The sequence below is a fragment of the Cytophagales bacterium genome, from assembly GCA_033344775.1.
GTDB lineage: Bacteria > Bacteroidota > Bacteroidia > Cytophagales > Cyclobacteriaceae > JAWPMT01.
This window is the reverse complement of sequence record JAWPMT010000005.1, coordinates 2,665,937-2,692,666: the sequence shown is the minus strand read 5'-3', so window position 1 is coordinate 2,692,666 and position 26,730 is coordinate 2,665,937. Positions and strand designations below refer to the sequence as shown.

The following is a 26,730-nucleotide window of genomic DNA, read 5'->3' as shown; positions in this document are numbered from 1 at the left end:
TGTTGCTTGGCAAATTTACTTCCCTGATTAACCATAAATCATTGAAGAACTTTTCGCATCGCAGTTATGGATCGAATCTTAGCCCTTAATACCGCTACACTCGCAGTTGACTTTTCTGAGAAATTTTTGCTGATCACCTGGCATGGTGTGGTCGATTTTGAAGAATACAAGCGAGTACTCACCAAAGCCGTTGAAATCACGGAGGTCCACGGTATCCAAAACGTGGTGATCAATCGACTTAACCTGAAAGAACTGAACACAGAATGTCGGGTTTGGATGAAAAACTATTTTCTGAAGAAACTGGTCAAGCCGGTCATTCCTTTCCTGGCTAAGGTAGCCACCATCGAATCTCGTTCTGCCATTGGACAGATCTATTCCAATACGATCTCAAAAACGGTCTCTCTGGTTTATCCGAACCTTACTTTCAAATCCTTTTCTTCTGAGGTAGAAGCTTACGAATGGATCACTCCAGGCGCCACCAGCACAGACAATCTGGAACTTGTAGAAATAGACGCTGCAAGTGCATACCAGTCTTCATCGAAACACCCTACACCGTCCGCAACAAAACGTCCTGTTCGCGCAAAACAGGAACCACGACTCGAACAACGTAGAAATACTTTGCTCGAGAGCATTTATCAGCTGTTTTTCGGCAGCAGATAATTGCACAATCGCTCTAGATAGTACTGGTCGGTAGCATCAAAGCTATTGACCTCTGTACTGTCTACATCGAGGATCCATTTCACTTCTCCGTTGGATATTCCGGGAACCACGATCTCGGATTTGCTATCGCTACTGCAAGCGATGTGTCCGGGAAATTCATCTACATCAGGAACAATGATGGTCTCGGCCTTCTCCCACGAAGTACCGCAAACACCCTTGCCTTTACGGATGCGTGTACAGGCAATTGGCCCCTGAAACGGCCCAAGCACCAATTCGTCTTCTTTTACGATGTAAAAGCCTACCCAAAAGAAATCCATGCCGTATTTCAGGGCAGAAGCCACGTTGGCCATGTTAGCAATTTGGTCTTCTTCTGTAGTGACCAGTGCCTCAATTTGCGGTAATAACGATTCGTATTTTTCTTTTTTATCTGTTGATTCGGTGATGTGTAGTTCCTCTGCCATGTCAGCCCTTGTGTAAAATCTTCAATGTATCTTTTTCAACGCATTTTTCTTCGATCAAATTCCCGGAAATCTCCGGAGCTGCTATACCTTCCCCAAAATGTTGCTCACTTTGGAATATCCGAGCTTCATCCCAGAGTCCTTTTTGAATAAACCCTTGTAGCGTTTTCGACCCTCCTTCAATGATCAAACTATTGATTTTTCTTTGATGCAATTGCGCAAGTAATTCCTCTTCATACTGTTGGGCATCAACCTGCACCCATTCGTGCATACCTTCTTGTTTGGCTATTTTGGAGTTGAAAATCAAGGTAGGAGCAGCTTCATCCCAGAGATTTCCTTTAGGTGAAAGCTCCAGATTTAGGTCGACCAGTATTCTTGTTGGATTGCTGCCATTCCATTCTCTAACGGTCAAAGAGGGGTTGTCATATTTAGCCGTATTCTTTCCTACGAGGATCGCATCCTCTTCTGATCGCCATTTATGAACCAGTTGCCTTGATTTTGCATTGCTGATCCATTTGGAATCGAAGTTCTTACGGGCAATAAATCCATCACTGGTGGTGGCCCACTTCAAAATGATATAAGGGCGTTTTTCTTCATAGAAGGTGAAGAATCTACGGTTGAGATGTCGGTATTGTTCTTCCAGAAGGCCAGTTTCCACTTCAATACCACTTGAACGTAATCGTTCTACGCCAACGCCATTCACCCGTTCATGAGGATCCAGCGCACCGATGACGACTTTTTTAACCTGATGTTTGATCAACAAGTCCGTACAAGGTGGGGTCTTGCCATGAAAAGTACATGGTTCAAGCGTGACATAAGCTATGGCGCCTATTACATTTTCGGGATTTCCAACGGACCGAACCGCGTTGACTTCTGCATGTGCCTGACCATATTGTTTGTGATATCCCTCGCCAATGATAATACCTTCTTTAACGATGACACATCCCACCAGTGGATTGGGACTGGTACTTCCCAAACCTAATGCTGCCAGCTCAATGGCCCGTCGCATATATTCCTCGTGGTGAACTTCGTTGCTCATTTAGATAGCAATAACTTCGCGAATCTATGGATAGTTCGTTCAATGCTTTCCAGATTTTTCAAAGCGCTGTTGAAAAATTGTCCCATACCTACGAAAAAGAGGAGTCTGCTGCCAATGTCCGTTGGCTGATGGAAGATATATTAGGGTTTTCCCGAATGGATATCGCCATGAAAAAAAGTCAAAGGCAGGGTCAAGAAGCACGGGATCAATTTCTAATGGTCTTAGATCGTGTGACTAAAGGAGAGCCCATTCAATATGTCTTGGGCTATGCTGAATTTCTCGGTGAGCAATATCTGGTTAATTCATCCGTGTTAATTCCACGGCCCGAAACAGAAGAACTGGTGCTGAAGGTCAGCCAGGACAACCCTCAGGCAAAATTGATTTTGGACATAGGCACGGGAAGTGGGTGCATCGCTATTGGCCTGGCCAAGTCAATAGCTGGCGCAAATGTTTGGGGTTGGGATGTGGACCCTGGGGCATTAAATGTCGCTCAAAAAAATGCTGATAACTTGAATGTTTCAGTACAATTTGAAGTCGTGAATGCACTGAAAGCGTGGCCATCACATGAGGAGAAATTTGATGTGATCGTTTCTAATCCACCTTATATCAGAGAAGAGGAAAAGAAAGACATGCGAGCTAATGTGTTGGACCATGAACCTGCCAAAGCACTCTTTGTTCCCAATGAAGACCCCTTGTTGTTTTATCGTGAGATCGGCGAAAAGGGAAGAGATTACCTGACCCAGGGAGGGAAATTGTATTTCGAGATCAATGAACAATTTGGAGCGGAGATGCTGGCACTGCTCGAAAATTTGGGATATGAGCAGGTGTTATTGCACAAAGACTTTCAGGACAAGGCGAGGATCGTTTCTGGAAGGTGGAAAGTCTAATTGAATTGCACCTCAACTTCGGAGGTTACTGGTACAGCCTGTCCACCAGAGGTTGCAGGAGTCCATTGAGGACCTTCTTTGACTACTCTTACAGCTTCTTCATCACACCCGGCACCTAAACCTCGGATCACTTGGAAATCTGTTAATTCTCCGGTGACATTTACCTTGAAGGAAATCAGGACCGTACCTGTTACTCCCATGCGTTTTGCTACTTCAGGTATGTGGGTATTCTTTTTCAGATATTTCTCAAACTTCTTGATCCCCACTTTTGGAGAGGCCGAGACAAAATCTGATAGCTCATTATCGTCATATACATCTGTGCTAAATTTTCGAGCTGCTTGATTCGATACATGAGCACTGGTTAATTCAGGCAGGTCATCACGGTCCAACACCACATCAAACGAATCACGTGAATTGATTTCATAATTCAATTGATTGTATCCTAGGGAAGAAAACGTCAGCGTAGGGGTCTCCAGGCTATCTGGGATCGCCATTTCAAACTTCCCATTTAAGTCTGAGACTGCCAGAATCGGAGTTCCATTCAAGACAATGCGTGCATCGGACACGATTTCTCCGTTTTTATCCATGACATTTCCCTGTATTTGGCGAAAGTTCCAACCGCTTTTGCTCTTTACTTCAAAATAGTCATTAGCAGCTACTTCAAATCCCGTTGATTCTTGACGTAGCTTGACGGCTCTCTGGTCCTGACCTTCAGCTGCTAAAACCTGCACAGGAACTTCTGCATCGCTCTCGACTATATCCATTTCAGTAACATCAAGTGCACCCACGGTATTTTCATTGCCAACTTGCAATCTAGATTGGAGCACAGGAGCATTTACTCTGGATCGATCAACCAATGATTCGTCGGGCTCAGTGGTGTTGGTAGAGGCCAATAAATCATCGTTTGTTGGCGTGCTGATTACTTCTTTTATTTCTTCTGAAACTTTGGACTCCTCTGGTATGGGTGCAGGACTTTGCTCTTTTTCAATGGGAGCAGAGGCTTTTAATTTTGCCGATTCCATTGCCTTAACAGGCGATTCTTCTGCTTTAGCATCCTGAACCATCAATTCCGGATGCTGGTTGATATTGGTCAATAACACCACACTAGCAACCAGTAACAATACAATAGCTGCCGCAATTTTGATCCAATTGAAGGATTTTTTATTGTTCGTTTGAAGCCTTTCACGTAAGTCGGTAAGATCGGCTTGAGCAGTTTCTACAGGCACTTCTTCCCATCCCTCCATGGCCTCCGCTTCAAAAGCATCCTCCAGGGCACGACTTTCCAGATCATGGCGCTCCTTTTCAGATAGCTCGTCGCCGAAGTACTTTTCAAAGTCCTCTTGATCAGAACGATATGTGGGTTGCTTACTCATTCAGTACTTTCAATCGCGCTTCTACACAGATTTTCAAATTACGTTTTCCATTTTGAATGGCACTTTTCACCGCTTTAGCCGATAACTCTGTGATCAATTCTACCTCTCTGTAGCTTTTTTTCTTAAGGTAAAATAAAGAAACACATCGTTTTTGCTCTTCTTTTAACGTTTCAATACAGGCGGTTAACGCCTCAATGTCTTTATCAATTTGGTCTTCTTCATAGATAAGATGCACATCCGCAGCAGATTCCATAAATGGAACATGATTTTTTTCTTCCTGGCGCTGCTTTTTACGAAGCTGCATTAAACAATGGTTCTTACTGATCACGTATAACCAGGACTTAAAGTGGGTCACTTCTTTACTTAATGCAGCAGTCGAAACATGTTCAAAAATCTCCATTGTTGCGTCTTTACTGTCTTCGGAGGAATTGAAGTACTTCATGCAAAGACCATAGATCAGGTGTAGATAGCGATCGTAGAGTTGGCCAAAATACTCCAAATCAGCTGTCTCAACATAGCGCTTCAACAGCTCCGCGTCCGATACATCCTCAAATTTTTTAGACACCCTCACTTTCGCAACAGATTGATAAACAGCTATTTAACCTCTATGATAATTTTTTTTAAAAATTTTTTATGGAATCTGGGGCCATCCTGCATCTCAATGGACGAACACAAAAACAAAGTTACCATGCATAAGTTAATGATCTTCCTTTTAGTAGGTTTCTTTGGACTCCAGATCGAGGGGGCCCATTTTGTAACGGGTACTGTCACTTCCAAGACCGATGGAGAAGCTTTGCCCGGAGTGAATGTTCAGGTCAAAGGATCCACTCGGGGCACTGTTACGGATCTCAATGGTTTTTATGCCATTGAAGTTCCTCATGAAAAAAGTGTGTTGGTGTTCACATTCATTGGACTTGTGGCCGAGGAAATAAAAGTAAAAGGTCGCAAGATCATCAACGTGGCCATGGAATCGGACGAGGTAGAACTACAGGAAGTGGTAGTAATGGCTTATGGCAAATCCGACCGTTCGAGAAGGAAGAAAGCATCAAGAAAGGCAGCAGCCTCTCCCGGTCAGCCCATGCATGACATGAGTTATATGAGAAGTCATATGGTTAGCCCCATCTACGAAGCAACCCCCGATTTCAACACCGAAGGCTACAGTACTATCCATGAGAATGGATTTTTGAAACCTCTAGACCAGGCCTTATCTACTTTTTCTATCGACGTGGATGCTGCATCGTACAGCAACATGCGTAGGTTCCTGAACTATGGAAATATGCCTCCTAAAGATGCGGTGCGCATTGAAGAAATGGTCAACTACTTCACTTACGATTATGAACAGCCTACAGCTGAGGATCCATTTGCCATTCATTCCGAAATCTCTCCGGCACCCTGGAATGAAGATCATTTAATGGTACATGTTGGATTGCAAGGAAAGTCAATCGAAACGGATGAGCTTCCTGCATCCAACCTGGTTTTTCTGGTTGATGTATCAGGTTCCATGCAAGCCCCAAATAAATTGCCGCTTTTGAAAGCCTCTCTCAAAATGTTGGTCAATGAAATGCGGCCACAAGATCGTGTGGCCATGGTGGTGTATGCGGGAGCTGCCGGAATGGTATTGCCTTCTACTTCGGGGGCAGATAAAAAGGGCATTATCGAGGCACTGGATAATTTGTCGGCCGGAGGGTCAACTGCTGGTGGAGAAGGGATCGAATTGGCGTATGCCACGGCCCAAAAGTATTTTGTGAAAGGTGGAAATAACCGCATCATCCTGGCTACGGATGGAGATTTTAATGTCGGAGCTTCCAGCAATGCAGCCATGGAGCGACTGATTGAAAAGAAAAGAGAAGAGGGAGTTTTTCTGACTGTACTTGGCTTTGGTATGGGCAACTACAAGGATGATAAAATGGAGACCCTCGCTGATAAAGGGAACGGAAATTACGCCTACATTGACAACATCCGTGAAGCAAAAAAAGTGTTGGTAAATGAATTTGGAAGCACCCTGTTCACCATTGCCAAAGATGTTAAAATTCAGGTAGAATTCAATCCTGCCAAAGTACAGGCCTATCGACTGATCGGTTACGAAAACCGATTACTGGCCGCCGAAGATTTCAACGATGACCAAAAAGATGCTGGAGAGCTTGGGGCCGGACATACGGTGACCGCTCTTTACGAAATCATTCCTGTCGGAGTGGAAAGCAGCTTTTTGGGAAGTGTTGATCCACTCAAATACCAAAAGAAAGTTCCCAACTCAACTAAAGTGAACACCAACGAGTGGTTAACAGTGAAATTCCGATACAAGCAACCGGATAGCAATAAAAGTAAGCTGATCGAAAGAACGCTTACCGGAGCTGCTGTTCGAATGTCTGACAACTTGCAATGGGCAAGTGCAGTCGCGGGTTTTGGAATGTTACTGAGGGATTCTGATTACAAAGGCGACCTAACCTATGACCAGGTAATTGCCCAGGCCAGAAGTGCCGTGGGCAAAGATGAATTTGGGTATCGCCGGGAGTTTTTGGATCTCGTAGAGACCGCAAGCGCGCTTCAAAATACGCTGAGCGTCCGCTCAGAGTAATTAACACAAACCAGGTGTCCATGCATCCTTACCTCGCTTCGGGTAAGGGTGCATTTTTTTTATCGTCTTTATCCAATCGCAGAAATTTGTCCGCATGAAGCGAAAATCCCCTTAACCATATGGGAACGTTTGAAAGGATTCAATTAACTTGATCAATAGATTGTGGAGACCATGTTATCAATACGGGTGAAAAACCCTTGAGGAGATTAATGGGTCCACCGCGTAAATACGTCCGAAAAAACAACTCCTAATGAAAAAACAAACATTCACCTTATTGATCATCGCGCTAGTGACACATTTCCCAATTGCATGTGTGACTGATCCGGGGAATTCTTCATTAGGAACCCGAATAACAGAAGTCATTGCTCAGGTAGGTAGGTACACCTCTTCAGAATTTGACTTTTCTATCAGCACGCAATATGAGGAGGCTGCGATAAGAATTTCTGTCTCTGAGGTTGATTATTTTGAAATTTCACAAAGCCATGGGAATAGTTTTTCGTTAGTAAACGTTGCACAAGCCCGAGAACCAGCGCTTCCAGAACCGACACAATCCATCGAATCTTTAAAAATCACTGCTGATCAACCCATCTATACTGGAGGTAATACGTTCAACAGTGGAGATGACCTGGCAGGCATGTTCAAGGCAACTGGACGATTTCTAAATGAGGGAACAATAGACCAATTTATTGATCGTCAAAATAATGACCCCTGGATATTTGGTGAGGTAGGTTCTCAAATCATTTTTCAGCTTCTTGATCAGCCGGATAGCACCATCAATCAAAATTTCACTTTCACTTTTGATTTTTCGGACGGTGAAGTAATTGAAGTTCAGTCACCCATTTTTCAAGTTGAGAACTAACATTACTAAATAGCTCATTGCTCTACTACCTTCTTTAAGTCAGCCAAAACACTCGCCCAACCCCCACCGGCAATAGTGCTTTCGTACCTTTTCCTACCCTGTGCTACTCTGGAAAAATCCCCTTGCATGACGGTAAGGAAAGTTTTACCGGCTTTATCTCTTAACGTATAGGTAACTGGGATGTGATTTTCCGGAATGTCCTTAATTGAAGAATTTGGATCAAAAGTGGTGAACACCAATTTGTTTTCAGGCTCAAAATCACGCACCACGCCACTCACAAAAGTTGTGGGGTTTCCATTGATGTTGGCATTCCATAACAACCGACTGCCTACTTTCCAGTTTGAGACAGCTTCGCAATTGAACATGTATCGTTTGGTTTTCTCAGGATTGATCAGGGCGTCCCAAACTTCCTGTGTAGTACCATTGATCAGGATTTCTTCTTTGATGATCAGAGCTTCCATTGTCAAGTTTTTTTCAAAGAAATGCGCCTGGGTGTCAACCCTATGTCACTGATGAAATTCAGCTTGAACTATTTTTAATGTCAGGCGAGTTATCCATATGTCGCTTAATCTTTGAGCTTATGAAAAACCTACTTATTCTTCTAAGTTTCCTATGTCTGATGTCCTGCGAATCTTACTCGCAAACGACACAGATTGATCCGGTGGACAACAAACTGTTCAATGACTACTGGTATGCCGGAGAAGCGGAACTGACCAGTTATTCTTTGCAGCAGGCGAGGTATGGAGAGATCCATGAGGGGCATGCCGTCCTGGTCTTCGTTACAGAACCTTTCAGTGCCTCCAAACAAGTGAAGCTGGACTATCCCGGAAGAGCAGGAGACGATAATGTGTCGGTGCTTAAACTGAATTTTACCAAGAAGTTCATTACAGGGATCTATCCCTATTCCATGATGAGTTCGGTTTTCACACCTATTTCTTATGACAAGTATCCGAATACGTTGAAAGTTTCGACCTCCTCACAAGAGTGGTGTGGCCATACTTTTATGCAGCTGAATCTGGAAAAGAACCACTACGCCCTGACTGGACTGAGCTACTTTGAATCCGAAGGAGATGTGAACGAGAAATTGGATAAAGTCTATCTTGAAGATGAACTGTGGACGAAGATCAGGATCAATCCAGCCACCTTGCCGACCGGTTCTTTTAAGATTGTTCCGGGGACATTTCACTTGAGATTGAAACACATCGAGGCTGGATCAAAGATTGCCAGGGGAAACCTGGTGGTGATGGACAAAAGTGCCTTTTCAGAAAGTAAGCACCATAAGTATAGTTTGAAATATGATGATCGATCACTGGACATTTATTTCGAACGAAATTTTCCTTTTCAGATCCTGGGTTGGGAAGAAACGGCTCGGGGCTTAACGACTACTGCTGTGAGAAAGGAATCCTTGAAAAGCCCTTACTGGCAAAAAAATAGCAATGCCGACCGGGCCTTGCGTAAACAATTGGGGTTGTAGTCCTCATTTCAATGAAATAAAGGATTTTAGCCAAATGGAAAATCCCTGGAAGCTAAAGTCAACGAAAAAGGTCTACGACAACCCCTGGATTACGGTACACGAAGAACAGGTGATCAACCCACAAGGGGGAGATAGTTTGTATGGGCGAGTTCATTACAAAAACCTCGCGATAGCCATTGTTCCCCTCGATGAGGAACTCAATACATGGCTGGTGGGCCAGTGGCGTTATACCTTGAATGAATATTCGTGGGAAATTCCTATGGGAGGAGGTCCTGAGGCGATCGACCCTTTGGAATCCGCAAAACGCGAGCTAAAGGAAGAAACCGGACTTGAGGCCAAAGACTGGGATTGCTTTCTGAAGATCCATACGTCTAATTCCGTGACTGACGAAGTGGGCTTTTGCTACACGGCCAAAGGGTTGACCCAGGGAGCAACCGAGTTTGATGAAACAGAAGATCTGCAGATCAAAAAAGTACCTTTTCAGGAAGCTTTTGACATGTGCATGAATGGGGAGATTACGGATAGCTTGAGTCTGGCTGCGATTCTGAAGTTAGGGCATTCGTTGAAGTTGTAAAAATCCCCCTTTTCAAAGCAAGGCTGTCAACTTAAGCGTCATTCCTGCCGTTCCCGGATGGGACTCTGATCCCGGCCGGGAACGGCAGGAATCTCAATGTAGGAAGTACATAATGAGCTTGAGATTCCGGCATTCGCTCGGAATGACGTATGATGATTTTAGGCTTAAGTTGACAACAATACCCTATCCAATAGCTTCTGTTTCTACTTCAGAAATGAAGTTTCTAATCCCTCCATGCAACATTTCATGAGAAAGGCCACTCTTTTAGAGAATACCATCTCAAAAACTCATGAATTCCATCCTAAAGATTGCACTCCGCAACCTGACCAGACGCTTTTCCTATTCCCTAATCAACATTGTTGGACTTTCATTTGGCCTGGCTGCTTGCCTCGTTATTTTCTTGTTCCTAAAACATGAATTGTCCTTTGATAAATTTCACAGTCAATCAGAGCAGATCTATCGTGTCACCAGAAAAGCAACTATAAGCGGAAGAGAAGGTACTTATGCCCGGGTTAATTATTCCCTGACTGATCTTATTCGGGAACATGTGCCTGAAATTAAGGGAGTTACGCGATTTGGCTCAGCTCGTGGTTGGATCAATACAATGGACCTGTCTAAGCAATTTGAAGAGAACAGAATATTTCTAGCGGAGACAAGTTTCTTCCGTGTTTTTGATGTAGAGTTTTTAGTTGGGAACCCTGAAACAGCACTGGAAGGTCCAAATAAGATGGTCATTACCCAACACATGGCAGAAAAATACTTCGGTGAAAGCAATCCCCTCGGCCAAGTACTTCAGATGAATAAAGAACGCGACTTTGTTGTTACAGGTGTTATTTCCGAATGGCCGCAACAATCGCATCTTCAATTTGATTTTTTGATGTCGCTCTCTACCACAAAAAACAATTGGTACAGCGAATCCATGTTTACTCATTGGGGAAATATATGGGCTCATACTTATGTGGTTACCACTCCCGATGTTACCCCCGAACAACTAGAAGGCCAAATCACAAAAGTTGCCTATGAGTATGGACCTCCTGCGCTGGATCAGTTTGAAATGAGCTTTCCTTGCCAACCTCTTGAAGATATCCATCTTGCCAGCAATGTAACTGGAAGCTTAAAAACAGGAGGGAGTATGACTTTTCTTAAAGTATTCTTCGCCGTAGGGCTGCTGATCTTGCTGATCGCCTGTTTCAATTTTGTGAATCTTGCTACTGCCAGAGCTTCCTGGAGAGCCAAGGAAGTCAGTGTGAAGAAAGTACTTGGCGTAGAAAAAAGAAGCCTCATTGCCCAATTCCTTGGTGAGTCGGTCATCATTGCTTTTATTTCTACGGTGTTTGCTTTACTCTTAGCTGCTATGATCTTACCGTATTTTGCGGAATTTACGGGTTCTGATTTAGGTCCTGCTTCATTGCTGTCATGGGATATCGCCTGGTTCGTTCTTGTCTTGATGTTGGTCGTAGGCGTATCTGCAGGAGCATTTCCAGCCACCTATCTGTCATCGTTCAAGCCGGTGGTTGTCTTGAAGGGCAATAGCAAACTAGGAGATTCTAAAATCGCAGGTTCGCTCAGAAAGGGCCTGGTACTGTTACAGTTCACAATTTCTATTGCCTTGATGGTGGGTAGCATTACGGTTTATCATCAGCTGCAATTTGCCCGAGACCTGGAATTGGGACTGGATAAAGAACAAGTGGTAGTGGTTAGATTTTACAACAATGAACTACGAGAGCACGTGACTTTGATCAAAGAGAATTTCTTGAAGCTATCGAGTGTCACTGCAGTATCGGCTGTTTCAGATACACCACCAGGGGGGCTGAACTCCTGGTGGATGGAAGAGAAAAATAATGCCGAAGCCACTAAAGAGCTGATCCCATTGATCGCCGTAGACCATGATTTTGTGCGTACCATGAAGATGAATGTCATCAATGGTCGAGATTTTGATGCTTCCTTCACGACGGATACCGAAAATGCAATTTTGATCAATGAAACCATGGCCAATTACCTTAGCCTGGAAAATCCCGTAGGTACTGTATTTGACATGTCTGAAGGGAGAGCAGAGGTAACGGTCGTTGGGATCGTAGAGGATTTCCACTTCTCAACGGTAAGGGATGAGATCGGTCCGATTATGATGTACATCGAAGAACCCTGGTTTGATCATTTGCTAGTTCGTGTAGCTCCGGGAAATTATACGGCAACCATCAATAGCTTGAAAGAAACGTGGGACCGAGTGATCCCAGATTGGGAATTTTCATACCGGTTCATGGATGAGGATTTTGATCGGGCGTATCAGGCAGAGGCGAGGTTGAGTTCAATGGTGCTTACATTTTCCATGTTGGCGATCATCATCAGTATCCTGGGGCTGGTTGGATTGGCCAATTTCACCGCCGAACAAAAAATGAAAGAGATCGGGGTAAGAAAAGTATTAGGTGCACATTTAGGCCATGTGGTTTGGATCCAGTACCGTACGTTGGTCGTTCTCGGAGCCATAGGTTTATTGATCGCTACACCCATTTCATATTTATTACTCAATAATTGGCTGTCACAATTTGCTTATCGCACGGAATTAAGTGCCTGGATATTTATACTGGGAGGCGCTTTAACGCTATTCATTACTTTAGGAACTGTGAGCTTTCAATCGGTTAAAGCTGGCTTGAAAAACCCTGTAGATACACTTCGAATGGAATAAGGCTATTTGATGAGTTTCGTCATTTCCGGAATCAGTCTACTGCTACAACATGAATAGTACTTACATATTGGATTGAATGAAATCCGGAACACGGTAAACACGATCCATAGATTGACGATCGATTCATTTATTTCAGAAGGAACTTAGGTACTTGATTATTCTTTTCATGAACTTTGCGGGCTGCTGACAAAAACAGCCCAAAAATGACCATCAAAGAACACCTGAGAAGAAATGTAGTCCTGGCTACCCCCGTAATGGTAGGGCAGCTGGGACATATTATGGTGTCAGTCGCGGATACAGCGATGGTTGGTCAGGTTGGCGTGATCCCACTCGCCGCGGCAACTTTTGGCGGCACCTTCTTTCATGTACTATTGTTATTTGGCATTGGCGTAAGCTACGCCATTACACCCCTGGTGGCCGCGACTGACGAAAAACAACACCCTAAGTTGCTAAGCATTCTTCAAAATGGACTTGCTGTAATTACGGTCCTAAGCGTGATCCTGATCCTAATGGGTTTTGCGGTGGTGCCATTTTTGGACTTATTTGGTCAGGAGCCTCCAGTTGCCCAGGCGGCTGGACCCTATCTGGTGATTATCATCAGTTCAATCTTTCCGGCCTTGATCTTTCAGACGTTCCGGCAGTATTCCGAAGGACAGTCGGACACCTTCAAACCCATGGTCGTTTCTGTCGTGGCCAATCTGGTTAATGTTGGACTTAATTATCTGCTGATTTTTGGAAAGTTTGGATTTCCGGAAATGGGGCTCATAGGGGCTGGATATGCCACATTGATCTCCAGGGTGGTGATGGGTGTATTAATGATCGTTTTGATCCGCGATAAATTCCGAGGCTTTGCATTTCAATTTGACAAAGGCATGATGAAGCAGGTGATCAAATTGGGAGTGCCTTCGGGGCTGCAGTATATTTTCGAAATAGGAGCTTTCGCTACCGCTGCGATCATGGTGGGCTGGTTGGGAGCTAAAGAATTGGCGGCGCATCAAATTGCTCTTAATCTGGCTGCCATTACTTATATGGCCTCTACGGGGATCGCCGCCGCTTCTACTATTCGAGTGGGCAATCAATTGGGATTGAAGGATGTAAAAACTTTGCGTGGTGCTGGTTATTCGTGCTTTGTCCTGGTAGCAGCATTTATGGCTTTATGCGGATTGACCTTTATTATCTTTAGAGATTTCTTACCCACCCTTTATATCGACGATGAAGAAGTGCGTGCACTATCTGCCAGTCTGCTGATCATTGCTGCTGGTTTTCAGATCTCCGATGGTGCTCAGGCGGTTGGACTTGGGGTATTGCGTGGCCTGACCGATGTAAAAATTCCTACGCTGGTCACATTTGTGGCGTTCTTCATCCTATCCATTCCTGGTGGATATTTCCTTGGTTTCACTTTAGGGATGGGTGTACACGGCGTATGGTATGCACTTTCCGGTGGGCTCACCATTGCTGCTATCCTACACCTGATCCGATTCAATTCTTTGACGAAACGGTTGAAGTTTTGGAGGAGTGATGGCGCATCATCGTTTTTGATCAATCAATCCAATGGAAGCCAATAACACATCCTGGATCGTCTCGATAGGGATGTCTTCTTCTATATCAAAGACCAGTTTTTTAATTCTGGCATTATGCTTTTGAACCAAAGCCGGATGATCTAAGGCGTCTCCTCCATAAATGCCAAGGTAAGGCTCATTGGTTTTCTTATCCATCCAGAGGTAACATAGCATGTGCTTTCTGTAGAGAAAAAACGGGGCGCTCCACTTCCAGGTTTCTTCTACCTGATCATCCAGACTCAAAATCATCTGCCGGATCGCTAACATAAATCCCTGTAAGGGTTCAGTCAGTCCATCGTAGTAGGCATCTAATGCTTTCATAAGCTTCTAAAAGTAGCCGGTTCATCCATACTTTCCGTTGAACAGGAATAATTTTCACCGTTCAGGGTTGATTCTGGAAATGGAGAATCCTAAGTTTACTTTCTACTTTCAACCCAACCCAATTGCTATGCGAACGAAGCTATTTCCTAAATTGACCCTGGCCCTTTTATTGATGTTTTGTGCGGAGGATGCACTTTTTGCACAGGATCAGGACGAACGAGAAAACATTGTACAGATCATAGATGACCTGACCATTCAATGGGATGAGGGAGCAGAAAAGCTGGAGTCCTATGAGGGGCTTAGGGATTATTGTCGGGTAAAGCCATACCGTGATAAAACCAGGAAGTTGCTTGACCAGATCCATCACTACGATACCGTGCTGTACCTGATTGTGCAGGAAAAATATGCAGTAGATTCTGACCCTGAAGCCAAAGCCACGATCGACGACATTGAGACACTGGAAATTGATTACACAACCAAATCGTTCATTGTATTCTTAAGAGAAGAGTGCCAGGAATTCAATTACGTGGAAAATAACCTTGGCCGTTCCAAAGGAGAAGAATATGAAAAGGAAGTCAAAACCATTGAGGAAGAATTAGGTAAGTACATCAAGGCCATCACGAAGCAGGTGGATACCATCGATGAGCACGTCCATCACCTGAAGGGGTTATGAATGTCTTAAAGTGAGAACTGTTAATCCGTAAATAAGTCCACAAACTTGAATTGCTGGCCGTCAAACAGTCCCTTGTCACTCAATTTTAATTGTGGGATAACAAGCAAGGCCAGAAAGGACAAAGTCATAAAAGGAGAATAGAGCTGACAACCGAGGGTCGCTTTAGCATAATTCGTCAATGCTGTGTATTGCTCGGCCACTTCATAGCCATCCATGGTCGACATCAGTCCGGCGATTTCTAATGGAAGAACGCTCCTATAGTCACCGTGTGCAACTGCGACTCCCCCTTTATTTTCGATGATTTGGTTGACTGCTTCGCAAAGGTCCAAGTCATTAGTGCCCACAGCGATGATGTTGTGGGAGTCATGGGCAACAGAAGAGGCAATTGCTCCCTCCTTTAATTCAAAGTTTTTGACGAATGCCACAGCTGGGGGCGCGTCATTATAGCGGTTCACTACAGTGATTTTCAGTAAGTCTTTGGTCATGTTGTACTGGTCGTCCTGGCTGAACGATGAAGTAGGAACTTCTTCTGTTTGTGTGATCAACTGGCCATCCTTTACGACAATCACTTTTGCTTGCTGTCCATTGATTGTTAGTTGAAATTCATCAGGCGTTTTTTTCTGCGCATCAAAGTAATTGGCAGGTGCTACCTCATGCCTTTCGATGTTGCTTTGCCCTTCGGCCGCGACGCACTTGCCATTGATATAGGTCGCCTGGACTTTCAGGTCTTTGGTAGCTTCATCGATCAGGATGAAGTCCGCAGGATCGCCTACGCGCAACAAGCCAACATCCAGACCATAATGTTCCACCGGATTGATACAAGCTGCTCGCAAGACATCAAAAAGGTCGTGACCTTTGGCCAGGGCTCGACGCACCAATTCATCCAAATGACTTTGAATCAGGTCATCAGGATGTTTGTCATCGGAGCAAAACATGATCTTCGAGGGGTCTACGTGAAACAGGTTGATCAATGCTTCGAAATTCTTAGCTGCACTTCCTTCCCGGATGAGGATCTTCATCCCGTTTTTCAGTTTGTGCAACCCTTCCTCATAAGTGAAGCACTCGTGATCGGTTGAAATACCCGCAGCCATGTAATTCAATGCATCGTCCCCCATCAGGCCCGGAGCGTGTCCGTCAATAGGTTTTCCCAGTTCTTTGGAGATGGCAATCTTTTTCATGACCTCAGGATCTTTGAACAGCACACCCGGCCAATTCATCATTTCTGCGAGGTACTTGATTTCGGGTCTTTCCAGTAATCCCCGGATATCTTCCGAATCAATGGTGGCTCCGGCAGTTTCAAATGAAGTAGCAGGCACACAGGAGGGAGCCCCAAAATTGAATTTGAAGTCAACCAGATTGCCATTATCAATCATATAATTGACCCCTTCAACCCCCAGAACATTGGCAATTTCATGAGGGTCAGATACCGTGGCAACGGAACCATGCACAACCGCCAACCGGGCAAACTCGGAAGGGGGAAGCATCGAACTTTCAATGTGGACGTGTGCATCTACAAACCCTGGCAATGCGTGACCATCTATGGTTTCTTCGATGAGCATTATTTCACGGATGTGCGTGTCGAAAGTAATGGCTACTGGGTAGATCTTCCTTTGAAAAAGGTCAATCAAATTCGTTTTGATAGTTTCCATGGATCTGATTCTTAGGATATCAAACTTATTGGGTTCTGTGCAGTAAACACGCGAAAAAATGCACAACTCCGAAAATAAATCTTCTTAAAGCCTATTTGAAAGCTGTTTTGAGGCTCAATTAAACTTTTGAGCAATGAAGTTCTCCATCATGTACCTAAGATCGGTTTTTTATATCGTGGTACTGGCAACATTCAGTAGTTGCAGCACCATTCTGGACGAATCAGATCAAAAACCAATTGAATCAACTGAGATGCCCGACTTTCATTTTCCGGAGGCATTCGATTTTCAGACCAGTCAGGAATTAACACTTTCTTTCGATGGTCCGGCAACGGGGAGATATGAAATTACCTATGAATGGCAAGGGGAGAAGGAAGGTGTCGTCTCTTTGACCGGGCAAAAAGAAATGGCCGAGGTACAGGTACAAGTCCCGAAAGGGATTGCTGTCCTGGAGGTGACGTACATCACTGGGAATTCCAAAATTGAACGTACGTTTAGCATTGGGTCGACAGGAATCGTTTCGATTGCGTTTCCAACTGCGTCAGGTCGGACAGAGAGTTGTCTGGATCGCCTATATGCAGTAGAAGGTAGTTTTGGAGGCTTCTGGGAGATTGATTTACATGAAGGAAACTACGCTGAAAGCCAGCTCTCCAATTTACAAGGTGGAGGATCCATTGCCTGTGCCCTGGATCAGGAAAACGATCATGTATACTACAATGTAGGAAGGACTTTGAATCGATATGATGTGCAGATGGAAACCTTTGAAACAGTATTCACTTCCAATCCTTTCAATGGGAGTTATCCCCGATTTGAATACCGAGACGGCTATTTCTACATGGGCAATAACAAAGTGCTTTTCAAAGTTGATGCTGCTTCCAATCAGATCGTTCAGCGATATGACATAACCGGGTTTGTGAACAGTAACTCCGGCGGAGATCTTGCCTTTGCTTCTGATGGGACGCTCTATCTGGCTTGTTTTTCCGGCTTATACCGATTTGATGCTTTTGATGATGATGGTGGAACGGCTACCATTTCTAGAATCAGTGCGGAGAACTTTCCTTATCAATTGACCTCCATGGCCATTGATAGAGAGGACCAAATCTATGTGGCAACCAATGAATCCAATTCAAGATTAATCCGAATGAACCTGGAGGACGGTTCTTTTGAAATTGTAAGGCAGTACAATCATAAGATCAATGACCTCACTGCCTGGCGATGTGCGGAGGAAGATTTGGAAGCAATTGATAGCGATGGTGATGGGGTGATCGATGCACTCGATGATTATCCTGAAGATGCTGAGATCAGTGCCACGAAATACACACCCTCTGAATTAGGACAGGGCTGTCTGGCCTTCGAAGATATGTGGCCAGCCATCGGGGATTATGACTTCAATGATCTGGTCGTGCACTACAAATACATTCAATACCTGAATCCGGATAATAAAACCGTTCGGATGAAAATGATCTATGACCTGGTGGCCATGGGAGCCACTTTCCACAATGGTTTTGGTATCGAATTGCCCACTGACCAATCGAAAATTGAAAGTGTGACGGGTTATGAAGTAGGATCGGGCATTAACCTGGATCAAAAAGGGCTTGAAAATGGCCAGACCAACCCTGTGATCATTGTTTTTGATGATGCGTTTGAGCATTTGGGTGGAAATGCCATTGTGAACACCAAACCAGATGGGGCTTCTGCTCCTTCTAAAAGATTTGAGGTGCTGGTTGAATTTGTAGAGCCCCTGGAATTAGCTGAAGTACGTACTCAACAGTTCAACCCTTTTATTTTCATTGGGCAACGTTCCAAAGAATTGCACTTGCGAAACCGGCCCCCAACCGATTTGGCAGATGACCAATATATAGGTGCGGAATCCGATAACTCGAACCCTGAACAAGGAAAATACTATCGCTCAGTGAACAATGCACCCTGGGGTATTGACATCATTCATGCGTTCCGATACCCTAAAGAATCACGAAGAATTGATCGGGCTTATAATCGATTCATGGACTGGGCCAATGCGGAAGGAGCTCAACATCAGGATTGGTATACCGATGCCACTGGCAATCGCAACACAGAGCATATTTATGATTAAAGTCATCATGAAAGAGCCTCACTTTAAGCGGACTTCAAGGAAAAAGAAAAGATTTATTCTGAATTCTGCTTAATAAATCGTGTGGTTAATTGAGGTTGATCTTTATTGAAGACCTGCAAGACATAGATTCCTTCAGGAAGCGCAGCCACATTGATGCCAGGATGCGAGTTCAATTCAATTTTGCCGGACTGATACAGTTTTCCATTTAAGTCAAATACCTTAAAAGTCAATGTTTGACTCATATCAAGTTCGGTCAAGGTGAGCCAGTCTGATGTTGGGTTCGGATAAATACCCTTGGCCAGATCTGAGTTGACATTGAGCAAAAGACCTTGCTCGAAAGCAATCCAGTTTATATTGAACAGAGGTTCGGTAATTTCTATTCGAAGCGTAAATGCTCCTACTGGAAGTTCCTCGGCAATCGTCGTAGATGCCCAGTTTTGCCAGCCTCCAGTAGGTTCAAAGGAGATGTCGTGGAGTACAGTAGCTATGCCATTTTCATCTATCAAAGTGGCCTTAGCGGCACCAGTTTCGCTCTCGGCCGCAGTGCGATAGGTCACCAGATATTCGCCAGCTACAAGAATATTCACCTGGTAGTCGAGATAATCGCCACGATCTAAAAAGCCAATATTTTCACCACCTCCTGTATCGGTTGTTGCTTCTAATGCGATTCCCGATTGTACAAAGAAATCTTCCGCTTCAATTTGACCGGGAATTTCATGCATTGGGCGAATGGTATTGGTAATGGACTTATCCGAGAAAGCGGTGATCATTGTCCCATCATTGGCGGATATGCCATTTCCTGCGTAGGACAATTTCAACTCATCTCCTCCGGAAACTTCTCTTGCTATATCAAATAACAAGGAGCGCCCATCCAATTCTAAATTGCTGATCGATATAGCGGTATTGTTAAGGCTAAACCTGAAATCCTCACTGTTCAATTCTCCGGAAATACGCTTATTGAAATCAACCTGAATTTTTTCATTCGTTATTGTTTGACCTCCTACTACTTGCAGGTCTACTTCGGTGGTTGATCCCATTACTTCAAAGTGAATAGCACTCAGGTTGAACCCAGCCTGGTCCGCATAAAAGGTTAATTTTTGATCTTCTGTGTCCAAAATCACATCCTCGATCACCACGGTTTGCCAACCCTGCCAGTCGCCTGTTGCTGGCGCATCAGTAACGCTGGTGATAGCCGAACCATCTGCCTGAAGATGAAATTTTCCTCCTTCACCACCCGAAGCTACGCGAACAGAAACTTGATAGTTCGCGCTTTCGGTCACGTTGATGTCATACTTCATCCATTCATCGCTACTGATCCAGCCGACATTGTAGCCGTTGGATTGTGGATCACTAGACAATTCTATGTCTACACCATCATTTCGATAGGCCCAACCCTGATTCCAGGCCGTGTAGGATCCGGTACTCACCTGATAGTTGGCTATGTCTGCATCGAAGTAGGCTTCCCCATTGGCCCCCAGATCAAAATCAGTCACGTCGATCCGGCCGGGAATTTCCTGTGTTCGAAAGGGAATGGTTCCGCTTTCTTCAACCTGTCGAAACAGCGCGTCGATGACGTCTTTTTGATAATGGCTATTTTCAAGTTTCAGGTCCTCCGTGAGTGTCATGAGTGTTGATCGCGCAAATTCCGCGGTAGGCTTCGTACCCCCATTGGACCAGTAGTCCAGCAGGGTTTGATAATCCTCCGATTTGGTCACAGAAAGTGGGCCAGCAATGGATTCGACCTTTTTCATGGGCCACCATGCCCAACCGATATTGTGCGTTTCAAAAAGTTCCACGGCATCACGAAACCATGTATTTGAGTTTTCCCCCGTTTCTCCCAGATAAAGGGGGATGTCATTTTGCTCTCTGATATCAAGTACCCATTGAATGGAAGACTGATCATTGATCGACCAGTATTTATGGGGGCTGTAAACCATGTTATCATCCCACGGCGGCGTAAGGCCCGTGAAGTCATTGGCAAACCAATTTCCTTCGATGAAGATGATGTGATTTTGATCAACTTCACGAATAGCCGCGGTGATGTCTCCATAAAGTTCTCGCAACAAAGTGTTGCCGTCGAGAGGCCAGTTCGGTTCATTGATCAAGTCGTAACCTGCAATTGCTGTTTCATCAACGTATTTTTCAGCGATCTTACGCCAAAGCGCAATGGTCTTGGCACGGTTTGCTTCACTTTCCCATAAAGACGGTTTTGATGTATCGTAATCGGAAATACCCTCGTCCTGACCCTGTCCACCGGGTGCGGCATGCAAGTCCAGTACGACATACATATCATTTGCTTTGCACCATTTGATCAAACTATCCGTGAGTGCAAAGCCTACTTCAAGCCAGGTGTTTTCTCCGGCTACTGGTTCATCTTCTATCGGTAGGGTGAACAGGTTGTAGTGTATAGGGAGTCGCACCGAATTGAAGCCCCAGGCAGCCAACGAATCGATATCGATTTTGCGCACATGATTGGCCAACCATGCATCATAGAAAACCTGGGTGTCTTCCTCTCCAATGAGATCGGCAATCCTTGCGCGGATCTGATGTTGAGGGTTAGCAAAGGATGCAGTCTGGAGCATATAGCCTTCTTGTAGCATCCATCCGCCCAGACCCATTCCTTTTAAGATATAAGGCTCGCCAGAACTATCAACAATGTCTTTTCCAGACACGTGCAATAGATCCTGACCATACAGGCAGGTGAAACAACATGAAAAGAGAATTAATAGGAGCCAGGTTAGTTTTTTCATCATCTGTCAGTTCTTATCCGTCAATCACTTAATCGAGGCTTAATTTGGAAGGAATCTCACAATATAAAGAAAGTATATCGATATTTTTTGGGCTAGCTATTCTTTTGATTTAATAAAGGATTTATATTTGCGCCCCTTTAATAGAAAATTAACATGATCGTCATTAACGTAAAAGAGAACGAATCAATCGATAAAGCGCTTAAAAGATTCAAAAAGAAGTTTGAAAGAACTGGCGTTTTGAAAGAATTGAGAAGCCGTACTGCTTTTACAAAACCTTCTGTAAAAAGACGTCACGAAATTATCCGTGCATCCTACAGACAATACATGCAGGATAAGGCGAATAAATAATTCGTTCGATTCGTTTTTCCACGGAGAATTTTGTAAGTTAGTCTTTACCCCCTTGTAAAGACTAGTGCGTGGTAACAAACTTCCTAAAATACTTATCTTTCGAAAAGCGCAGTAGTCAGCATACGATTACTGCGTACGAGGAAGACCTGAAACAACTACAGGAATTCTTATCTGAGACCTTCGAAATAGAGGACCATAGTGAGGTCCGTCATACCCACCTTCGGAACTGGATCATTCATCTCATGGAAAACGAGATGTCTCCTGTTTCCATCAATCGTAAAATTGCATGTTTGAAGTCCTACTTCAAGTTTTTGCTTTCTCGCGAATATGTTGAGACCAACCCAGCATCGAGGTTACGGCCATTAAAGACAGAAAAGCGACTTCCGAGCTTTGTGAAATCCACAGAAATGGAAGAGCTTTTATCCCTTCCTGTTTTTAAAGGAGACAGCTTACCCGAATGCAGGGACCGCCTTATCATTGAGCTTTTATACGGCACAGGCATGCGACTTTCTGAGCTTTTAGGGCTCAAAAATACGGACATCAATTTTTTCGATCAATCCATCAAAGTTTTAGGAAAAAGAAACAAGGAAAGGGTCATCCCTATCACCTCTTTTGTCGTTGAATTAATAAAGAAATACAACAACTTGGCAATGGAGAAGTGGGGAACGATAACAGGAGAAAGTGCACTGATCAGGACAGATCAGGGTAAGCCTGTTTATCCCATGTTTATTTATCGAACGGTCAAGAAGTACATCGGCGAAGTAAGCACGCTGACCAAGAGAAGTCCACATGTACTTCGCCACACCTTTGCTACACACTTGTTGGATAAGGGGGCTGACCTCAATGCAGTTAAGGAACTTTTAGGGCATACGAGCCTCGCTGCGACACAGGTCTACACCCATAATTCATTAGAAAAACTTAAATCGGCCTTCGATCAAGCGCATCCGAGGGCTTAATTGTTCAACCCAATAAATAATAATGTCATGAAACTGCAAATGCATTCTATCCATTTCGACGCTGATCACAAGCTGCTTGATTTCATACAGAAGAAAGCTGACAAACTCGAAACGTTTTATGACCGGATCATCGATGGTGAAGTCTTCATGAGACTTGACAAAGACGACAAGAATGAGAATAAGATCATAGAGATTAAACTAAATATCCCCGGGGAGCAACTTTTTGCTGAGAAGAAGAACAAATCCTTCGAAGCTGCTGCCGACGAAGCGGTGGAGGCCTTAAGAAGGCAGCTCAAAAAGTTCAAAGAAAAGCACTACGCGGTGCATTAAATGACAAGGGGCTTCGGCCCCTTTTTTATGCATCTGAATGAAATCGTACGAAGAAATAAAAAGTGATAGATCTCCCAAGTCAGGAAGACTACTCCTCAAACGCCCACCCGATCTCATTCTTCATGTCCTTCACCACAATACCCTCTTTCTTCAGCTTTTCCCGGAGCTCATCAACCTTGTCGTAGTTGCGTACTTTTTTGGCTTCAGTATATTCATCAATAATCACCTCCAATAGAGATTCCTGATCCATGCGAGATTCATATTTGAGTCCTAATACATCGTGGCAGAAACTCAGGAAAGTGGTTTTCATTCGGTCAAAAGTCTCCTGTCCCAGCTCCGTATATTGCAATTGCCCGGTTTTAATCGAATTGATTTTCTTCAGCATATTGAAGAGATGTCCCAATGTTAATGCTGTGTTGAAATCATCATTCATGGCGTGGTAGCAGTTGTCACAGAACTTCTCAAGTTGCTTTTGCTGCTTTTCGTTGATTTCTCCTTCAGCATCTTCTGGATAACTTAATTCATTCAGCGTTCGCAACCCGTTATTCATTTTCATCCAGCCTTTATGCGCCGCATTCAGGGCATCATTTGAGAAATCAAGAGTACTCGAATAGTGTGATTGGAGCATTAGAAAACGGATGGTCATGGGACTGTAACCTCTTTCAAGGATTGGATGATCCCCAGAGATGAGTTCGTGAGGCAAGAACGAATTACCCAGTGATTTACTCATTTTCTGTCCGTTGACAGTCAGCATGTTGGTGTGGAGCCAGTATTTGGCCTGCCCGTGGCCCTTTGAGCCCTTGCACTGCGCAATTTCACACTCATGGTGGGGAAATTTAAGGTCCATGCCACCTCCGTGGATGTCAAAAGTGTCTCCCAGGTATTTGGTGCTCATGACCGAACACTCAAGGTGCCACCCCGGAAAACCTAACCCCCATGGTGAAGGCCATCGCATGATATGTCCTTTGGTCGCTTTCTTCCAAAGGGCAAAATCCAGGGGTCCTTTTTTGTCTTCCTGACCATCCAGTGTACGGGTGTTTTCCATCAGTTCGTCAATCTTGCGGCCTGAAAGTTCTCCGTATGGATACTGCTCGTTATATTTTTCTACATCAAAATAGATCGAGCCATTCTTTTCATAAGCGTAGCCATTGTCAAGAATTTCCTTGATCATCTCAATTTGTTCAATGATATGTCCGGTAGCAGAAGGCTCGATATCCGGAGGAAGGGCGTTGAAGGTTTTCATTACTTCCCTGAATCCCACGGTGTATTTCTGCACAATTTCCATGGGTTCCAGGTTCTCCAGCTTGGCACGCTTGGCAATTTTGTCTTCGCCATCGTCCTGATCATCGGTAAGGTGACCTACGTCGGTAATATTGCGTACATATCGGACTTTGTAGTCGAGAAACCGCAGGTAACGACTGATCATGTCAAAGCTGAGGAAGGTCCTTACATTACCAAGGTGCACAGAGTTATATACGGTTGGGCCACATACGTACAGGCCCACATAGGGTGCGTTTTTGGGTTCAAACACTTCTTTTTCTCTGGACAGAGAGTTGAAAACTTTGAGTTTTCCAATCATGCGTACTTCCGTATTACAACTGTTAAAATCTTTCCACTGACCTTATTTGCTCGCTATTTCGGTGAATTAAGGTCAATCCACCTATTTGTATTGAAGTTATTTTCAATTAGCTTTGCGTTGCAAATATAGAAACAAGCATAGAGGGGACTAAATAGTCCCCTCTTTTCTTTAGTGGAGATGAGCGCATTAAGTGTAGAAAAACAAGTTGAAACCATTTTGTTGGAGGAAATCCTTAAAGAGGATGAAGACTTGTTTCTGGTTGAAGTGAGTCATAAAGGCAATAGTGGTAATTCGAAATTGCAGGTATTAATCGACGGAGACCAGGGCTTAGACATAGATAGATGCGCGCGTGTGAGCCGACAATTAGGTGCTCAATTGGAAGAGTTGGATATTATTCCGGGTAAGTATACCCTTGAAGTAAGCTCACCGGGAATCGACCAGCCATTGAAACTAAAGCGGCAATATGTGAAAAATATTGGCCGTTCGCTGAAAGTCGAATTGAACGACGGGGAGAAAAAGGAGGGAGTCCTTACCGCCGTTGAGGATGAGCATTTCGAACTGGAAGTGATGAATAAAAAAGAAAAAGTGATCTCGACGATAGCGTTGAGCGATGTGAAGAAGTCGAAAGTTATAGTATCGTTTAAATAATGATGGACGCTGGAATATTAATAGATTCATTTGCAGATTTTGCGAGAGGAAAAAACATTGATCGTCCTACGATGATCCGGATACTGGAAGATGTTTTCAGAACGATGATCCGTAAGAAATTCAAGGTTGATGACAATTTTGACATCATCATTAACGCCGATAAAGGTGACCTTGAAATATGGCGATTCCGCGAGATTGTAGATGATAATTCCGAAGACATTTGGGATCACGACAAGATCTGTCTCACTGATGCAAGAAAAATCGAGCCGGATTTTGAAATTGGCGAGGAAGTTGCAGAGGAGATCGTATTGGAAGATTTTGGACGAAGAGCGGTGATGACAGCACGTCAAACCCTCATTCAGAAGATTAAAGACCTTGAAAAAGACATCCTGTTCCAGAAATACAAAGATCTGGTTGGGGAGATCATCAATGGCGAAGTATATCAGGTACTTAGCCGGGAAGTGTTGTTGATCGATGGTGAAGGAAATGAGTTGATCATTCCTAAAGCGGAGCAGATCAACAAAGATCGATACCGTAAAGGGGATAATGTAAGAGCGATCGTACATCGGGTAGAAATGCACAATGGCAATCCGAGGATCGTACTTTCCAGAACGGCCCCAACATTCCTTGAGCGATTGTTCGAAAGTGAAGTGCCGGAAGTTTATGATGGCCTTATCACCATTAAGAAAGTAGTTCGGGAACCAGGAGAAAGAGCAAAAGTGGCCGTGGAATCTTACGATGATCGTATTGATCCGGTAGGCGCTTGTGTGGGTATGAAAGGGTCCAGAATCCACTCTATCGTACGTGAATTGCAGAATGAAAACATTGATGTGATCAACTTCACAGATAACATGGAACTGTACATTGCCAGGGCGTTGAGTCCCGCAAAACTGCAGAGCATGAAAATTGAAGAGGACAAAAATCGTGTTTCGGTCTATTTAAAACCAGATCAAGTATCTTTGGCGATCGGTAAAGGCGGACAGAACATTAAGTTGGCCAGCCGACTGGTAGGTCTGGAGATCGATGTATTCAGAGAGTTAAGTGAAATGGAGGAGGAAGATGTCGATCTGGACGAATTCTCTGATGAAATCGAAGATTGGGTAATTGATGAATTGAAGCGCGTTGGATTGGATACGGCCAAGAGCGTTTTGAAGCTCGGCAGAGAGGATCTTGTTCGAAGAACGGACCTGGAAGCAGAGACCATCGACAATATATTGTCTGTCCTCAATCAGGAATTTGAATAAGT

At 44.2% G+C, this 26,730-nt stretch carries 24 protein-coding genes; 15 read left to right on the top strand and 9 right to left on the bottom strand.

Going from position 1 to position 26,730, the window contains the following annotated elements; genetic code table 11:
• Positions 1-66 precede the first annotated feature (66 nt).
• Positions 67-660 (top strand): hypothetical protein, encoded by a 594-nt coding sequence (locus R8G66_28915; GenBank protein ID MDW3196431.1) that lies wholly within the window; start codon positions 67-69, stop codon positions 658-660.
• On the opposite strand, the gene R8G66_28910 is transcribed toward R8G66_28915, so the two are convergent.
• Both R8G66_28910 and ribD read right to left on the bottom strand, forming a co-directional pair.
• The gene (locus tag R8G66_28910; protein ID MDW3196430.1) at positions 636-1,121 is read right to left on the bottom strand and encodes a GAF domain-containing protein; all 486 of its coding nucleotides are present in this window, start codon (positions 1,119-1,121) and stop codon (positions 636-638) included. The two genes, R8G66_28915 and R8G66_28910, sit on opposite strands and share 25 nt — an antisense overlap.
• Position 1,122: 1 nt before the next feature.
• Entirely contained in the window at positions 1,123-2,157 is a 1,035-nt protein-coding gene (gene ribD / locus R8G66_28905; GenBank protein ID MDW3196429.1) for a bifunctional diaminohydroxyphosphoribosylaminopyrimidine deaminase/5-amino-6-(5-phosphoribosylamino)uracil reductase RibD, read from the bottom strand.
• 26 nt (positions 2,158-2,183) lie between these two features.
• On the opposite strand from ribD, the gene prmC reads away from it, so the two are divergent.
• Positions 2,184-3,044: a peptide chain release factor N(5)-glutamine methyltransferase gene (prmC, locus tag R8G66_28900; protein ID MDW3196428.1), complete on the top strand. Its 861-nt coding sequence runs from the start codon at positions 2,184-2,186 to the stop codon at positions 3,042-3,044.
• Here the strand turns inward: prmC and R8G66_28895 are convergent.
• Together R8G66_28895 and R8G66_28890 are read right to left on the bottom strand one after the other, a co-directional pair.
• Positions 3,041-4,417, bottom strand: coding sequence for a TonB family protein (locus tag R8G66_28895; protein MDW3196427.1), 1,377 nt, complete (start codon positions 4,415-4,417; stop codon positions 3,041-3,043). The two genes, prmC and R8G66_28895, sit on opposite strands and share 4 nt — an antisense overlap.
• The gene (locus R8G66_28890) at positions 4,410-4,988 is read right to left on the bottom strand and encodes a sigma-70 family RNA polymerase sigma factor (GenBank protein ID MDW3196426.1); all 579 of its coding nucleotides are present in this window, start codon (positions 4,986-4,988) and stop codon (positions 4,410-4,412) included. Before R8G66_28890 ends, R8G66_28895 begins: the two co-directional genes overlap by 8 nt.
• Before the next feature lie 117 nt (positions 4,989-5,105).
• Between R8G66_28890 and R8G66_28885 the strand changes: the two genes are divergently transcribed.
• Together R8G66_28885 and R8G66_28880 are read left to right on the top strand one after the other, a co-directional pair.
• Positions 5,106-6,992 carry a von Willebrand factor type A domain-containing protein gene (locus R8G66_28885; GenBank protein MDW3196425.1) on the top strand — a complete coding sequence of 629 codons (1,887 nt, stop codon included), beginning with the start codon at positions 5,106-5,108 and terminating at the stop codon, positions 6,990-6,992.
• A 250-nt stretch (positions 6,993-7,242) separates the two neighbouring features.
• Positions 7,243-7,851, top strand: a complete 609-nt coding sequence (locus R8G66_28880) for a hypothetical protein (protein MDW3196424.1) — start codon at positions 7,243-7,245, stop codon at positions 7,849-7,851.
• 14 nt (positions 7,852-7,865) lie between these two features.
• Here R8G66_28880 and R8G66_28875 read toward each other — a convergent pair whose 3' ends face one another.
• Positions 7,866-8,312, bottom strand: coding sequence for an SRPBCC domain-containing protein (locus R8G66_28875; protein MDW3196423.1), 447 nt, complete (start codon positions 8,310-8,312; stop codon positions 7,866-7,868).
• Positions 8,313-8,431: 119 nt separating this feature from the next.
• Between R8G66_28875 and R8G66_28870 the strand changes: the two genes are divergently transcribed.
• The 4 genes from R8G66_28870 (at position 8,432) to R8G66_28855 (ending at position 14,147) form a co-directional block, all read left to right on the top strand.
• Positions 8,432-9,325: a hypothetical protein gene (locus R8G66_28870; protein MDW3196422.1), complete on the top strand. Its 894-nt coding sequence runs from the start codon at positions 8,432-8,434 to the stop codon at positions 9,323-9,325.
• A 34-nt stretch (positions 9,326-9,359) separates the two neighbouring features.
• Positions 9,360-9,899, top strand: a complete 540-nt coding sequence (locus R8G66_28865; protein MDW3196421.1) for an NUDIX hydrolase — start codon at positions 9,360-9,362, stop codon at positions 9,897-9,899.
• Between the two features lie 289 nt (positions 9,900-10,188).
• Positions 10,189-12,582 carry an ABC transporter permease gene (locus R8G66_28860; protein MDW3196420.1) on the top strand — a complete coding sequence of 798 codons (2,394 nt, stop codon included), beginning with the start codon at positions 10,189-10,191 and terminating at the stop codon, positions 12,580-12,582.
• A gap of 203 nt (positions 12,583-12,785) precedes the next feature.
• Positions 12,786-14,147 (top strand): MATE family efflux transporter, encoded by a 1,362-nt coding sequence (locus R8G66_28855; GenBank protein MDW3196419.1) that lies wholly within the window; start codon positions 12,786-12,788, stop codon positions 14,145-14,147.
• Here the strand turns inward: R8G66_28855 and R8G66_28850 are convergent.
• Positions 14,109-14,462 (bottom strand): DUF1801 domain-containing protein, encoded by a 354-nt coding sequence (locus R8G66_28850; protein MDW3196418.1) that lies wholly within the window; start codon positions 14,460-14,462, stop codon positions 14,109-14,111. The two genes, R8G66_28855 and R8G66_28850, sit on opposite strands and share 39 nt — an antisense overlap.
• A 127-nt stretch (positions 14,463-14,589) precedes the next feature.
• On the opposite strand from R8G66_28850, the gene R8G66_28845 reads away from it, so the two are divergent.
• The gene (locus tag R8G66_28845) at positions 14,590-15,135 is read left to right on the top strand and encodes a hypothetical protein (GenBank protein MDW3196417.1); all 546 of its coding nucleotides are present in this window, start codon (positions 14,590-14,592) and stop codon (positions 15,133-15,135) included.
• 20 nt (positions 15,136-15,155) lie between these two features.
• Here the strand turns inward: R8G66_28845 and ade are convergent, their stop codons facing one another.
• On the bottom strand, positions 15,156-16,784 hold the full coding sequence (ade, locus tag R8G66_28840) for an adenine deaminase (GenBank protein MDW3196416.1): 1,629 nt from the start codon (positions 16,782-16,784) through the stop codon (positions 15,156-15,158).
• 133 nt (positions 16,785-16,917) lie between these two features.
• On the opposite strand from ade, the gene R8G66_28835 reads away from it, so the two are divergent.
• Positions 16,918-18,873, top strand: coding sequence for an LruC domain-containing protein (locus R8G66_28835; GenBank protein MDW3196415.1), 1,956 nt, complete (start codon positions 16,918-16,920; stop codon positions 18,871-18,873).
• A gap of 53 nt (positions 18,874-18,926) precedes the next feature.
• Here the strand turns inward: R8G66_28835 and R8G66_28830 are convergent, their stop codons facing one another.
• Entirely contained in the window at positions 18,927-21,626 is a 2,700-nt protein-coding gene (locus R8G66_28830; protein ID MDW3196414.1) for a carbohydrate-binding protein, read from the bottom strand.
• A gap of 150 nt (positions 21,627-21,776) precedes the next feature.
• Here R8G66_28830 and rpsU point away from each other — a divergent pair, with 150 nt between their 5' ends.
• The 3 genes from rpsU (at position 21,777) to raiA (ending at position 23,257) form a co-directional block, all read left to right on the top strand.
• Complete coding sequence (gene rpsU, locus R8G66_28825) at positions 21,777-21,971, top strand: 30S ribosomal protein S21 (protein ID MDW3196413.1); 195 nt, start codon at positions 21,777-21,779, stop codon at positions 21,969-21,971.
• A gap of 68 nt (positions 21,972-22,039) precedes the next feature.
• Positions 22,040-22,927: a tyrosine-type recombinase/integrase gene (locus R8G66_28820; protein MDW3196412.1), complete on the top strand. Its 888-nt coding sequence runs from the start codon at positions 22,040-22,042 to the stop codon at positions 22,925-22,927.
• Positions 22,928-22,954: 27 nt separating this feature from the next.
• On the top strand, positions 22,955-23,257 hold the full coding sequence (gene raiA, locus R8G66_28815; GenBank protein ID MDW3196411.1) for a ribosome-associated translation inhibitor RaiA: 303 nt from the start codon (positions 22,955-22,957) through the stop codon (positions 23,255-23,257).
• An 88-nt stretch (positions 23,258-23,345) separates the two neighbouring features.
• On the opposite strand, the gene cysS is transcribed toward raiA, so the two are convergent.
• Entirely contained in the window at positions 23,346-24,836 is a 1,491-nt protein-coding gene (gene cysS / locus R8G66_28810; protein MDW3196410.1) for a cysteine--tRNA ligase, read from the bottom strand.
• A 177-nt stretch (positions 24,837-25,013) separates the two neighbouring features.
• Here cysS and rimP point away from each other — a divergent pair, with 177 nt between their 5' ends.
• Positions 25,014-25,484 (top strand): ribosome maturation factor RimP, encoded by a 471-nt coding sequence (rimP, locus tag R8G66_28805; GenBank protein ID MDW3196409.1) that lies wholly within the window; start codon positions 25,014-25,016, stop codon positions 25,482-25,484.
• A gap of 2 nt (positions 25,485-25,486) precedes the next feature.
• Positions 25,487-26,728 (top strand): transcription termination factor NusA, encoded by a 1,242-nt coding sequence (gene nusA / locus R8G66_28800; protein ID MDW3196408.1) that lies wholly within the window; start codon positions 25,487-25,489, stop codon positions 26,726-26,728.
• The last annotated feature ends 2 nt before the right edge of the window (positions 26,729-26,730 follow it).